General features: G+C 61.6%; 15 protein-coding genes. 7 read left to right on the top strand and 8 right to left on the bottom strand.

The window, feature by feature from the left end; all coding sequences use genetic code 11:
• Positions 1-4: 4 nt before the first annotated feature.
• Genes E4P32_RS05700 through E4P32_RS05690 form a run of 3 tightly spaced genes read left to right on the top strand, consistent with a single transcriptional unit; the run spans position 5 to position 2,151 of the window.
• Positions 5-850: an ABC transporter ATP-binding protein gene (locus E4P32_RS05700; protein ID WP_116432854.1), complete on the top strand. Its 846-nt coding sequence runs from the start codon at positions 5-7 to the stop codon at positions 848-850.
• Positions 851-859: 9 nt separating this feature from the next.
• A complete protein-coding gene (locus tag E4P32_RS05695; RefSeq protein WP_116432855.1) occupies positions 860-1,846 on the top strand; it encodes a HEAT repeat domain-containing protein in 987 nt (328 codons plus the stop codon).
• A 17-nt stretch (positions 1,847-1,863) separates the two neighbouring features.
• A complete protein-coding gene (locus E4P32_RS05690; protein WP_116432856.1) occupies positions 1,864-2,151 on the top strand; it encodes a gamma-butyrobetaine hydroxylase-like domain-containing protein in 288 nt (95 codons plus the stop codon).
• 2 nt (positions 2,152-2,153) lie between these two features.
• On the opposite strand, the gene E4P32_RS05685 is transcribed toward E4P32_RS05690, so the two are convergent.
• The 4 genes from E4P32_RS05685 to E4P32_RS05670 are packed head-to-tail and all read right to left on the bottom strand — an operon-like array spanning position 2,154 to position 4,747.
• On the bottom strand, positions 2,154-2,366 hold the full coding sequence (locus E4P32_RS05685) for a hypothetical protein (RefSeq protein WP_116432857.1): 213 nt from the start codon (positions 2,364-2,366) through the stop codon (positions 2,154-2,156).
• A 54-nt stretch (positions 2,367-2,420) separates the two neighbouring features.
• Entirely contained in the window at positions 2,421-2,633 is a 213-nt protein-coding gene (locus E4P32_RS05680) for a DUF2970 domain-containing protein (RefSeq protein WP_116432858.1), read from the bottom strand.
• Positions 2,634-2,647: 14 nt separating this feature from the next.
• Positions 2,648-4,219: an MFS transporter gene (locus E4P32_RS05675; protein WP_116432859.1), complete on the bottom strand. Its 1,572-nt coding sequence runs from the start codon at positions 4,217-4,219 to the stop codon at positions 2,648-2,650.
• A gap of 24 nt (positions 4,220-4,243) precedes the next feature.
• Positions 4,244-4,747, bottom strand: a complete 504-nt coding sequence (locus E4P32_RS05670) for a heme-binding protein (RefSeq protein ID WP_116432860.1) — start codon at positions 4,745-4,747, stop codon at positions 4,244-4,246.
• Positions 4,748-4,877: 130 nt separating this feature from the next.
• Here E4P32_RS05670 and E4P32_RS05665 point away from each other — a divergent pair, with 130 nt between their 5' ends.
• Complete coding sequence (locus E4P32_RS05665; protein ID WP_116432861.1) at positions 4,878-5,756, top strand: LysR family transcriptional regulator; 879 nt, start codon at positions 4,878-4,880, stop codon at positions 5,754-5,756.
• On the opposite strand, the gene E4P32_RS05660 is transcribed toward E4P32_RS05665, so the two are convergent.
• From E4P32_RS05660 to E4P32_RS05650, 3 genes are all read right to left on the bottom strand, one after another.
• Positions 5,741-7,288: a GGDEF domain-containing protein gene (locus E4P32_RS05660; protein WP_116432862.1), complete on the bottom strand. Its 1,548-nt coding sequence runs from the start codon at positions 7,286-7,288 to the stop codon at positions 5,741-5,743. The two genes, E4P32_RS05665 and E4P32_RS05660, sit on opposite strands and share 16 nt — an antisense overlap.
• 785 nt (positions 7,289-8,073) lie before the next feature.
• Positions 8,074-8,358, bottom strand: coding sequence for a hypothetical protein (locus tag E4P32_RS05655; RefSeq protein WP_116432863.1), 285 nt, complete (start codon positions 8,356-8,358; stop codon positions 8,074-8,076).
• Complete coding sequence (locus E4P32_RS05650; protein ID WP_135008707.1) at positions 8,351-8,710, bottom strand: hypothetical protein; 360 nt, start codon at positions 8,708-8,710, stop codon at positions 8,351-8,353. The genes E4P32_RS05655 and E4P32_RS05650 overlap by 8 nt, the downstream gene beginning before the upstream one ends.
• 11 nt (positions 8,711-8,721) lie before the next feature.
• On the opposite strand from E4P32_RS05650, the gene E4P32_RS05645 reads away from it, so the two are divergent.
• The 3 genes from E4P32_RS05645 to E4P32_RS05635 all read left to right on the top strand — a co-directional run bounded on the left by E4P32_RS05645 (position 8,722) and on the right by E4P32_RS05635 (position 12,506).
• Entirely contained in the window at positions 8,722-10,812 is a 2,091-nt protein-coding gene (locus E4P32_RS05645; RefSeq protein ID WP_116432865.1) for an ATP-dependent helicase, read from the top strand.
• Positions 10,809-11,219: an NUDIX domain-containing protein gene (locus E4P32_RS05640; protein WP_233526553.1), complete on the top strand. Its 411-nt coding sequence runs from the start codon at positions 10,809-10,811 to the stop codon at positions 11,217-11,219. Before E4P32_RS05645 ends, E4P32_RS05640 begins: the two co-directional genes overlap by 4 nt.
• A 138-nt stretch (positions 11,220-11,357) precedes the next feature.
• Positions 11,358-12,506, top strand: coding sequence for a serine hydrolase (locus tag E4P32_RS05635; RefSeq protein ID WP_116432866.1), 1,149 nt, complete (start codon positions 11,358-11,360; stop codon positions 12,504-12,506).
• 12 nt (positions 12,507-12,518) lie between these two features.
• Here E4P32_RS05635 and gcvH read toward each other — a convergent pair whose 3' ends face one another.
• A complete protein-coding gene (gcvH, locus tag E4P32_RS05630) occupies positions 12,519-12,896 on the bottom strand; it encodes a glycine cleavage system protein GcvH (protein ID WP_116432867.1) in 378 nt (125 codons plus the stop codon).
• Positions 12,897-12,914 lie beyond the last annotated feature (18 nt).

The raw sequence follows: 12,914 nt of genomic DNA, 5'->3' as shown, positions 1-12,914 counted from the left end.
GCATATGACGACAACGGAAAAATTCGGCAAGGTCGAGATTGATCGCCTGCATATCGAGCTCGGCGAAGGCAAGCGCCGCTTTGAGGCGTTGCAGGACGTCTCCATTTCCATCGCGCCCGGCGAATTCGTCTGCGTGCTGGGGCCGTCCGGCTGCGGCAAGTCGACCCTGCTGGGTGCGCTGGCCGGACATCTGCGCGCCAGCGCCGGCAGCGTGCGCGTGGACGGCGCCGCAGTCGACGGCCCGCATCCGGATCGCGGGCTGGTGTTCCAGCATCACACGCTGTTTCCATGGAAACGCGTGCTCGACAACGTCGCCTTCGGCCTGAAGATGAAGGGCGTGGCGCGCGGTGAGCGTCATCAGCGCGCACGCGACCTGCTGAAACTGGTCGGACTGGAAGACTTCGAACACAGCTATCCGGCGCACTTGTCCGGCGGCATGCAGCAGCGCGTGGAAATCGCCCGTGTGCTGATCAACCATCCGCGCGTGATGCTGATGGATGAACCGTTCGGCGCACTCGACGCGCAGACCCGGCTCAAGATGCAGGAGCTGTTGCTGGAAGTCTGGGCGCGCATCGAGACCACTATTTTGTTCATCACCCACGACATCGACGAAGCGCTGTTCCTGGCCGATCGCATCCTGGTCATGAGCCCGCGGCCGGGACGCATCATCGAGGAAATCAAACTTGATTTCGCCCGCCCGCGCGGACCGGAGCTGGTGACCTCGCGCGCGTTCACCGAACTCAAGCGGCACTGTCTCGCCCTGCTCCATCCGGAAACCCGGGTGGTGCCGCTGGAACGACTGAGCCCCTTGGGTGCGCCCGACCTGTCCCGTATTCAATTCGCCATTTAAGGAAACGCAGTGAGCGCAGTCATCAACCTCAACACCTCTTCCAACGCCAACCCGGACGACGACATCGGCCGGTTCCGCACGCGCTTGCGTGACCCCGACAGCGCGGTGCGGCGCATTGCCATTCTCGACCTGATCGACGTCGCCGGCGATGAGCATGCGCCGCTGCTGGTCGAGGCGCTCGGCGATCCTTCCCCCGAGGTGCGGCTGGAAGCGGCCCGTGCGCTGGAGGCCTTTGAAAGCGACGACAGCGTCGCCGGCCTGATCGTGCTGCTGACCGACGAAGACACCGAAGTGCGCGAAGCCGCCGCCCACGCGCTGAGCGAATTGAAAGACCCGGCCTCGGCGGAATTGCTGTTGCCGCATGCACAGGATGAGCGCCCGTTCGTGCGCGTCGCGATCCTGCGCGCCTTGCGCGAGCTGCGCGTGCCCGACAGTCTGGAGCCGGCGCTGGCGGCCCTCGCTCACGCCGACGCGTCGGTGCGGCGCGAAGCGATTTCCGTGCTCGGCTATCTGAAGCAAGGCCGCGCACTGGCGCCCATCATGCAGCTGGCTGCGAGCGACAGCGATCCGGAAGTGCGACGCGCCGCAACCGGCGCGCTCGGCTTTGCCACCGACGAAAGCGTCTTGCCGGCCTTGTTGTCAGCCTTGCGCGACGCCGCCTGGCAGGTGCGCGAAGAAGCCGCGACCACGCTCGGCAAACTGCGCCTGGCGGCGGCCACGACGGAATTGATTGCGGCGTTGGACGATGCCTACTGGCAAGTGAGATTGCGCGCTACACGCAGTCTTGGACGGCTGCGCAGCAAGGAGGCGATTGTCCCCTTGCTGGCGACCTTGCGTCACGAGATCAGCAACCTGCGCAAGGAAGCGGCGCTGGCGCTCGGCGAAATCCGCGACGCGTCAGCCTTGCCGGCCTTGCTGGAAGCGGAACAGGATGGCGATCCCGAAGTGCGCAAGGCGGTCAGGCTGGCGCTGGAACAGATTCGTCTTGCCGTCTGAAGGCCCGAAAAAATCCCATGGCGCATCCGCTCAGCCTCCGCAACCACAAGCCTTCGGCCACCCTGCATATCGAGTGGGACGACAGTGCCCAGCAGGCGCTGACGCATGCCTTGCTGCGCGGACAATGCCAGTGCGCCGATTGCAAAACCATCCGCCGCAATTCAGGCGAGGCCTTGACGGTGCAGGACGACATCCAGCTGGCCGATATCCGTCCGGTGGGCGAATATGGCGTGCAGCTGGTGTTCAGCGACGGACACGACCGCGGGATCTATCCCTGGGTCTTCCTGCGCTCGCTGTCCACATGAGGTCAATACGGCATCACCGAACACCAGACGCAATCGGTCCCCAGCTGCGCCAGCATGCGCAGCAACGCCATGTCCAGTTCGGCCATGTGGGCGGCGAATGAGAACATCAGCAAGGTCGCCAGTATGAACGCCGACGCGCGCTGTCGGTGAAGCGTGGCGGCGTTGCCGGCCCTGCCGTAAGTGCGCAAGAAGTGCTGTACGGATTTGTTGTCCATGGCAATACTCCCTCAATAAAAACAACGCAAAGGCAAGGTCGACACGCCTCTTTGCTAGGCGACTACCAGTTTCACCACGACCAGCAGCACCGCAATGAAAATACCGACGCCGACCACGCCGGCGCCAATCACATAAAACGGATTGAACGAGGTCGCGTCCTTCTCGTAATCGGCAAGGCGGCGCAGTCCGACAAAGGACCAGAACACCGCCGCCAGCGTGGCGAAGAACGAACGTTTCTCTGTTTGTTTGGATTGCAGCGTCGTCATATGAATTCCCTTTTTTAAACCGGTATTGCGTCAATCGACGTATTTTTGCGGCGGCCCATCAGTCGGAACAACAACACGCCCGACACGGCGGCGATTGCAGCAGCCGCCAGCATCAGCAAGGCAAACGCATGGGCAAAGCCGGTCTGCGCGATATGCAGTGCCTCCAGGCTGTTGCCCAGCGCCGGCAAGGCCGCTGCGCTGTCGCCGGCGACGATGCGCTCGACCACATCGGTAAAGCCAGCCGGCTGTGGCAAGTTGGCGCCGGTCAATCCGTCTTTGAGATAACTGCCGGTGCGTACCGTCAGCACGCAGCCGAGGCAGGCAATCGCCAGCACGATGGCGGCAAAACGCGTGGTGGTGCTGATGCCGGAAGCCATGCCGGTGCGCTCGCGCGGCACGCAGTTCATGATGGCTTTCTGCGTGTTGCCGTTGAGCAGGCCGGCGCCGCTGCCGGTGACCAGCATGCCGGCCAGCACCATCCAGTAGGTCCCGGCATACGCCGCGATCGCCACCAGCACGTTGCCGGCGCATACCAGCGCCATGCCCAGCCCCATCACGCCGTGCAGCGGCATGTAGCGCGTCAGCGCAGCGCCGACACGTGGGAAGATCATCATCGCCAGTGCAAACGGCAGCATCGCCAGACCGGCTACGATGGCCGAGTAGGAGAAAGCGTTTTGCAGGTACAGCGGCAGGAAAGTCATCATCACCTGCGCCGAGCTGGCGTAGCCAAACATCGCCAACACCGCGCCGACGAACGGCGCATGACGAAACAGGCGCAGGTCGATCATGGGCCGCTTCTGCATCAGTTCCACCGGCACGAACAAGACCAGCATCAACACGCCGCCGCCGGCGCGCAGCAAGGTTGCGGCGCTGCTCCAGCCGGCCGCGTTGGCGTTGATCAGCGCCCAGATCACGCAGCCCAGGCCGCCGCTCAGCAACAGGCTGCCCCAGGGGTCCAGGCGTGCGGCGTTGGCGTCGCCCGATTCAGCCACCTCGCGATACACCAGCATGCCAAGGCACAGGCACACCGGCAAATTGAGCAGGAAGATCCAGCGCCAACCGAGCAATTGCGTAATCACCCCGCCCAGCAACGGCGCCACCGTCATCGACACGCCCATGCAGGCGCCCCACACGGCCCATGCGTGGGTACGATCTTTTTCCGTATGGAACACGTGACCGATCACCGCCAGCGCCGAAGTCAGCAGCATCGCGGCGCCAACGCCCTTGACCGCGCGCGCAATCTGCAATGCGCCGGCCGACCAGGCCAGCCCACAACCGAGCGAAGCCATGGCGAACAAACCTAGGCCCAGCAGCATCATGCGCTTGCGGCCGAAGCGGTCGGCCAGGCTGCCGGCCGGCAACAGCAAGGACGCAAACGCCAGCATGTAGGCGCTGACGATCCATTCGATGTCGCTGAAATCGGCGTGCAGCGAGCGCGCCACTGACGGCAGCGAGACGGCGACGATGTTGGTGTCGAGCACGATCAGTGCGCATACGCTGGAGCAGATCAGCAGGATGTTGCGCTCCTTGCGACGGCGCGCTTCATCAGTCGCGTCGGCATGGCTGGAAGTCTGAATGTTGCTCATGGCAGGATCACGGCTTCCTCATCTTTACGGCTTGACGGCGGCAAGGCCGGCGCGTGCAATCAGGCTGTCGTGCGCCTTGGTGTCGGCGCTGACGCCGATGGCCCCGATCACCTGGCCGTCGACCACGATGGGCAGGCCGCCTTCCATCATCACCAGGCCGGGCGCAGTGATGGCGGCGGGACGGCCGTTGTTGATGGCGTTCTCAAGATCGGCGGAGGGCCGCTTGAACAGCGCAGCGGTGCGCGCCTTTTCGGCGGCGACTACCGGGCCGACAGTCGTGGCGGCATTATCCATGCGTTCGGAAGCGATCAGCCAGCCGCCGTCATCGACCACGGCAATGGCGCCGGGCCAGCCGTTCTTGCGCGCTTCTTCATGGGCGGCGGCGAGGATGGCCTTGGCGCTGTCCAGCGTCAGGATGCGTTTGACGGCAACCGGCGCGGCGCCCGCTTGCTGGGCGGAGGCGGTGTGGATCAGTCCGGCGCCTGAAAGGCACATGAAGAGAACGGCAGTGATGCGGCGCAAAGGCATGAAAGACTCCTGGTGAAAGTATTCAGGACATTCTAATGCCGCCGATAATTATCTTTATTACAGTTAAAATGCTATTTAATTTCTTTCAGGTTAATTGAAGTGTTGGACCATTGGATCATTGGAGAACGCCATGGAGCTTCGTCACTTCCGCTGTTTCACCGCTGTCGCCGAAACATTGCACTTTGCCCGCGCCGCCGAACAGCTCGGCATTTCGCCACCCGCGCTGACCAAGCAGATACAGGAAATCGAGCGCCTGCTGGACGTTCGCCTGTTCCAGCGCACCAAGCGCTCGGTCAGCCTGACGTCGGCCGGCGAGGTATTCCTGGAGGAGGCGCTGCGCACGCTGCAACAGGCTGCACGCGCGGAAGACGCCGCACGTCGCGCCGGGCGCGGCGAGATCGGCCGCATCGAGATCGGCTACATCGCTTCTGCGGCGTATTCCGGCTTGCTGCAAACCGAAGTGGCGCGCTTTCGCGCCGACTATCCGCTGGTGCAGCTCAACCTTATCGAAGCGCCTATGGATACCTTGCCCGTCAGCGTCAGCAACGGCAGCCTCGATCTCGCGTTTATCCGGCCGCCGGTACCCTGCCCGGCCGACGTCAGTTTCATGACCTTGCTGTATGACGATTTCGTCGCGGCGCTCCCGGAGAATTCTCCGTTGGCGCAGCATGAAACAGTGCCGGCAGCCGCACTCGCTGCGGAACATTTCATCTTGCCCGAGCAGGCTTCCGGCACCATGGAAGTAGCCAGGCGCGGCCGTTTCGTACCGCGCACCTTGCCCAATCCGGGCGGACTGGTGGCAGTGGTGACGCTGGTGTCGCTGGGCCAGGGAGTGGCAATCGTGCCGGCGTCGGTAATGCAGCGCGTGAACATGCCGGGCGTGACGTATCGGCAGATTGAGGGAAAGATCATTCCGGGTGCGATCGCGCTGGCGTCGCGCAAGCACGAAAAGTCACCGGTAGTGCGCGCTTTCCTGAAACAACTGAAATCGCGTCAGGCAGACAAGTAACGTGTAGCGGTTGAAGGCAGGCGTCCCTGCATGCCGCTGTGGATGCTGCTGTCGTGGAAACGGTAAGCGCCCTTGCCGGCTTTCTTGGCGGCATACATGGCCGCATCGGCCTTGGACAACAACTCGTCGACGGTGTGGCCGTCGTCGGGATACAGCGCGATGCCGATGCTCAGGCTGGTTCCGACTTCATGGCCGCCGAGATTGAGATACGGCGCGCCGACGGCCTTGATCAATTTGTCGGCGATGTCGGCGATCTGGCTCTGGTACTTGATATCGGAGAGCAGGACCACGAATTCGTCGCCGCCCAGGCGCGCCACCAGGTCGTATTCACGCAGGTTGGTGCACAGGCGCTGCGCCACCGCTTTCAGCAGCAGGTCGCCCACCGCGTGGCCGAGCGTGTCGTTGATCGGCTTGAAGCCGTCCAGGTCGATGAAAAACAAGGCGTACAGATTCGGGCTGCGCTTGGCGCGCGACAGCTCGGCACCGGCCAGTTCGCTGAACAGCATGCGGTTGGGAATTCCGGTCAGATAGTCATGCGAAGCCAGTTGATAGGCGCGTGTCTTTTCCTTTTCCAATTGCTCGATGAGGCAAATCTTTTCGCGCTCGGAACGCGCCAAGCGCTCGTACAGTTTCTTGCGGTGGTAAGAAATCCCGATCAGGATCAGCGTCAACGTCACCACCGCGATGGAGATGACGATGGCGTAGCGCACATATTCGTCATGCGATTGTGTCAGGTCGGAGACCACCGAATCCGGATCGATGGTCACGCTCACGCTGAGCGGATAGGCGAGAAGTTTCTGCAGGTTGCTGACGCTGGAAGCGGACATGGATGCTGCACTGTTGTCGCCGATCAGCAGCCGGCGGTCATTGAGCGCCACCAGCGGCGCCCCCGTACCGCTGTTGACGGAAATCAGATAGCCGTCGCCGATCTGCTGGTAGTCGTGCAGGAAACGCCCCAGATCGAGTATCGCGACCAGATAGCCGCGTGCGCCGGTCTTCGGCGCTTGCAAGGCGATCAGCATCGGCATGCGCCAGTTGTGGCTGTCGGTCTTGCCGAACAGGACCGTGCCGGCTTTCGGTACATCCGCGCCCGAGGCTGCCTGGGGGTAGGCGCGCTCCAGCAACTGCGCGAATTCGCTTTCTTCGGGCAGACCGGCAGAGGAATAGCGCAGGCGCATCTGGTCGTCGAAGACGGCGGCGCGCACGTAGGCGCTGTCACCGTTGAACAGCAGGCCCAGGTAATCGGCTGCAGTGCTGTCGCCGTCGAGCACTTTGCTGCCCACGGTGGCGTACTGTCCGGCGCGGCTGAGACGGTCGTTGAGATTGGCGGCCATGATGGCGGCCATGTTGCGGCTTTCGGAAGAGGCGCTTTCCATGGCCAGCTTCTTTTCGCTGGAGACATGCGTCAGGGTGATGCCCCAGATCACCACCAGCACCAAAGAAGACAGCAGCACGAAACAGGCGGACAGACCCCAGCCGTCCTGAATCAGGATCTTGGGCCATTTTGCCTTGAATGAAAATCCGCGCCGCAATTTACCTCCGGAATGCCTGTGTTGGAATGTACCGGGTGCGTCCTTGTCGCCATCGCTGCAGAAAACGAATGCAAGCTGCGTGCCTGCCGATCCATTGTAGACACAAACTGCGCTGCGGTCTGTCACCCGAACGGACTAAACGCGCCATAAAACAACGAGCAAAATACAACGAGCAGCCTGTGAGAGTGCCGTGTGGCAAGAATGTTCCTGCGGCGGTGTATTTCGGACGGTCCGGAAGAATGGTGCAGACCAGGAAGGTTCTCGTCGGGAAGCATCGCCGGGTGTCTGCAATGGCGGCCTCGCAAGGCTTGCAGGTCTTGTCGTCATGTTGCGCAATGGCGGTCACTGGCATGTTGCCACAAAATCCTGCGCCTCCTTGTCACCACTTTGTGCGACAGACAGGCCGGGCAAAGCCGTCTAGGATGATCCGGCATTTCGCTCCGATGCCTGACAACCACAACAACAAACATCCATGACCGCATCTCTCCCGCCAGCGATCACCTCTGCCGTTGCATCAACACGTCCGGATGTCGTACTGAGCTGTCCGCGTTGCGGTGCCATCGTGGAGCGACTCGTCAATGGCGCGCGCCCGATTCAGGAACAACGCGTGGCCTGCCCGGGATGCCGCCGGTCATGTCGCTACGCCAAACTTCGGACGGATTCCGGCGATACCTTGCAGGTCTATATGCGGGAATTGTTTGCCGGTGGGCGTGCATAGACACGCACCACCACGCGAACCTTGCAATCGGACAGGAAGCCCGGCGCAGAACTAAGACGCTCAGAACTCAGACGCTGTAAGTCACCGTGCGTATCGGCTGTTGCTGGCCGATCGGCATGATGGTTTGCAGGGCGTCGAATTCCGCCAGGATCAGCTCGGCCTGGTAGCAGTGCGTGTTGGCGGATTTGAGCGCGTTGCGGAAGGCTTTCAGGGTCGCCGGCTTGGGTACGCCGCCGTGGCCTCTGTTGGCGCGTACGGCATCGGCGACGATATCGGACAGCAAGGCATCGGCGCAGCTCTGCGCTTCCTTGAGTTGCACCAAACAATCGAGCAGAGCGAGAGTCTTATCCATGGCAGCACCTCAAGATGAAGTTGTCGGAAGGAAATTCTAACCAATTGGCTGTGGCTTGCACAAGCACTTCCTGCAGTGAATCCGCAATATCACGGGTAGCTTGGAAGCCGCGCCAGTTCTGGCATTGCAGCATAATCGCCGCATCATCGGCCCGTCCCTGAAGCAGATGCGCAAAGAGCAACCAAACCAGTATAGACAGTAGCGCGAAAGAATCCATTGTCGGTCTTTCATCACTTTGCAAATGATTTTGGCAGTCCTCTGAAGTACATCTTTTCGCCCTGCCTTCTTTTTTGTAACCGCCGCCAATGACTGTATAAAACACCAGTAAAATAGCTTCTTTTTGCCGCCACACCAAGGCTCAGCATGAACGTCGACTATCTGGAAAAACTCAACCCCGAACAACGCCAGGCGGTGGAATTCGGCATCGTCTCCCGACTGCCGGGACAGCAGGCCACATCTCCGGAGCCTGGCCGCCCTTTGCTGGTGATCGCCGGCGCCGGTTCGGGCAAGACCAATACCCTGGCGCACCGGGTTGCCCATCTGATCGTCAACGGCGCCGATCCGCGCCGCATTTTACTGATGACTTTTTCGCGCCGCGCCGCCGCAGAAATGACGCGTCGGGTCCAGCGCATCTGTGGCGAAGCGCTCGGCGCCAACGGTCGCATCATGGCCGACGCCTTGTCCTGGGCCGGCACCTTCCACGGTATCGGCGCCCAGATTCTGCGCGAATACGCCGACCAGATCGGACTCGATCCCAACTTCTCCATCCACGACCGCGAAGATTCGGCCGACCTCATGAACCTGGTGCGGCACGAACTGGGCTTGTCGAAGACTGAAAAGCGCTTCCCGCTCAAGGCCACCTGCCTGGCCATCTACTCGCGCGTGGTCAATTCGGAAGCGCCGCTGGACAGCATCCTGCACAAGGTATTTCCCTGGTGCGCTGAATGGGAGGCACAACTGCGCACGCTGTTCGGGGCCTATGTCGAAGCCAAGCAGGCCCACAACGTGCTCGACTACGACGACCTGCTGCTGTACTGGGCGCAGACCATCGGCGAGCGCGTGCTGGCCGACGACATCGGTGCGCGCTTCGACCACGTGCTGGTGGACGAATACCAGGACACCAACCGCCTGCAGTCGTCGATCCTGCTCGCACTGAAACCGGACGGCCGCGGCCTCACCGTGGTCGGCGACGACGCGCAGGCGATCTACTCGTTCCGTGCGGCCACGGTGCGCAACATCCTCGACTTTCCCCGCGCCTTCGATCCACCCGCCGACATCGTCACGCTGGACCGCAACTACCGCTCGACGCAACCTATCCTGGCCGCCGCCAACAGCGTCATCGACAAGGCGCTGGAACGCTTCACCAAAAACCTGTGGACTGAGCGCGTCTCCGACCACAAGCCGCAACTGGTGTCGGTGCGCGACGAAGCCGACCAGGCGCGCTACATCGTCGAACGCATCCTCGAGAACCGTGAAGCCGGCAGCACGCTGAAGGACCAGGCGGTGCTGTTCCGCGCCTCCGATCACAGCGGCCCGCTGGAGATCGAACTGGTGCGCCGGAACATCCCCTTCGTCAAATTCGGCGGCCTCAAATTCCTCGACAGCGCGCACGTCAAGGACATGCTGGCGATGCTGCGTTTCGTGCAGAATCCGCGCGACCGCGTGGCCGGCTTCCGCCTGATGCAGCTATTGCCCGGCGTCGGTCCGGGCTCGGCGCAAAAGGTGCTGGAAGCCATGGCCACGCATGCCGATCCGATTGCCGCGCTGTCCGAATTGCCGGCGCCGCCACGCAGCGGCGACGACTGGCGCGGCTTCGTCGAGGTGCTGCAATTCATGGCGCAAGGCAAGACCGGCTGGCCCGGCGAGATCGCCCATGCGCGCAGCTGGTACGCGCCGCATCTGGAACGCAAGCACGAAGACGCCACCACACGTCAGGCCGACCTCCTGCAACTGGAACAGATCGCCTCCGGCTACCCGTCGCGCGAACGCTTCCTGACCGAACTCACGCTCGATCCGCCGGACGCCACCAGCGACCAGTCGGGCGTGCCGTTGCTGGATGAGGATTACCTGATCCTGTCGACCATCCATTCATCCAAGGGCCAGGAGTGGAAATCGGTGTATGTACTCAACGTCGTCGACGGCTGCATCCCGGCCGATCTGGCGACCGGCAGCACCGATGAGATCGAAGAAGAACGCCGCCTGCTCTACGTCGCCATGACGCGCGCCAAGGACGACCTCCATCTGATGGTGCCGCAGAAGTTCTTCACCGGAGGCCAGCACGCGCAAGGCGACCGCCACGTCTATGCGTCGCGCACGCGCTTCATTCCTCCCGGCGTGCTGCCGCATTTCACCAGCAGCGCCTGGCCTGTAGTCGCCGTCGGACCGAGCGGCCGTCCCGATGCAAGGCAGATGCGCGTCGACGTGGCAGCGCGCATGCGCGGGATGTGGAAATGAACGAAATGAACGACCCGCATTCAGCCGCCTATCCCGTGTCAGTCAAAGGCGTCTTGCTGACGCCGGACGGCGACGTCGTGCTCCTGCTCAACGAACGCGATGAATGGGAATTGCCCGGCGGCCGGATTGAACTCGGTGAATCCTCCACCGAATGCCTGGCCCGCGAAATCCGCGAAGAGCTGGATCTGCAAGTCAGCGTCGGCGCGCCTCTCGATACGTATCTGTTTGAAGTGATCCCGGACAAGCACGTCTTCATCGCCACCTATCGCTGCACGCTGACCGGCCCCTATGCACCGGTGGTGAGCCACGAGCACAAGCGCCTGGGCATATTTCCTCCTGATGCCTTGCCGCTTAATCTGCCGGAGGGATACCAGCGTTCCATCAAGGCGGCGTGCGGGACGCCTTGAGAAGTCAGTTATTCGTCAGTTTTTCATGTGATGCTTGGCGCAAAAATCAACTCAACGAACTACTTCGATCGTCGTTTTTTGCGCACCAGGATCATGATTAGAATAATAAATTGCAACCTGACATCGCCCGTCAAGGTATTGATTCTCACCCTATTCTTCTCGCTGTTCTTCATCGGCCACGCTCTCGCCGATGACGGACGTTGCCACGATATCGTCGGAGAAAATTTCGATGCGGCACCACCGTCGGCGGAAAGCATGTCGTCCGACCGCCTGCTCTCTCTGATCTCGTCGCTGGACGAGGCACGCTACGACGTCCGCGCACTGATCATCATGCGCGACTGCAAGATCGTGTTCGAGCGATACAAGGATGGTCTTGCCAGACAATATAACCATGCGATGTATTCCGTCACCAAGTCGATCTCATCGACACTGGTCGGCGCCTTGATGTTACAGAGAAAGATCAAGAACCTCGACACTCCGGTCGCAACATTGATCCCGAAACCACCGGGCCTGCGCGGCGATGCATGGAGCAATGCGGAGCGCGTGACGCTCAGGAATTTCATGCAGATGAGTTCCGGCTTCGACTACAAACACGATCCGGTCAGCAACCCGATCTATGACGCGCGGCAGGATCGCGTCGCGCTGGCCATCGGACAAAAATTCATCGCCGAACCCGGCACCCGCTTCAACTATTCGGATGCCGACGCGCTGATGACCGGCACCGTGATTGCATCACTGGCGGATCGCTCCTTGTTGGAGTTCGCCAAATCGACCTTGTTCGAACCGCTGCATATGTCCAACTACGCCTGGTGGTTTCCCGATCAGGGCGGTCGATTCCCCGGTGGCTGGGGCCTGCGATTGCGTCCAATGGACATGCTGAAGATAGGACAGCTTTATTTGCAGAAGGGCGAATGGAACGGGGCAAGGATTTTTGATGAAAGATATCCCGATCTGGCCTGGGCTCCCGGTGTCAGCAATCGCTACGGCCTGCATTGGTGGCTCGGAAAGGTCAATGGTGTGCCGTTTTATTTCGCCAATGGCTTCAAGGGACAGCGCATCTATGTATTTCCGAGTCTGAGAGTTGTTGCCGCACTGGCATCCAGTCTTCCGGACAAGGAAGAAGCCGTGGTCCCGCTCAGTATCGTTACAGCAATCATCGAGTCGACAGATGCTGCACATCCTGTCGACGCTGAGTCCGACACCAAACTAATGGAAGCGCAAAAAGCCGGCTTCCACGGAGAAACGCGGGTCCGTCAAGACAATCAGGACTCTCCGCGTCGCTTCTGACCGACGACCTGATCAGCCGATCATCTTCGTGTACGCAGCCGCATCAAGAAACTGCGATTCATCAAAAGTCTCCGTCGGCCGCAACCTGAAAATCCACTGCTCGTAGGGCGCTCCGTTGATGGCCTCCGGCGTATTGGCGAGTTCGTCATTGACGGCAATCACCTCACCCGCCACCGGCGCATGCACGTCGGACGCAGTCTTGTTGGACTCGACCACGCCGGCGTCGGCGCCGCGCTGGAGCACACTGCCGACCGTCGGCGTCTGCACGTACACCAGCGGCCCGAGTTGGTCCTGGCCGAAGTCGGTGATGCCGACGGTCAGCGTGCCGTCGTCCTCTTGCCGGATCCACTCGTGTGTTTCGGCGTAAGTCAGGGTGTCTGGTATCAGCATACGACTCTCCTTGTCTGC

Source organism: Herbaspirillum sp. 3R11, assembly GCF_004563925.1.
Lineage (GTDB): Bacteria > Pseudomonadota > Gammaproteobacteria > Burkholderiales > Burkholderiaceae_D > Herbaspirillum.
Note: the sequence above shows the minus strand (reverse complement) of the source record. Positions and strands in the feature narration are given on the sequence as shown.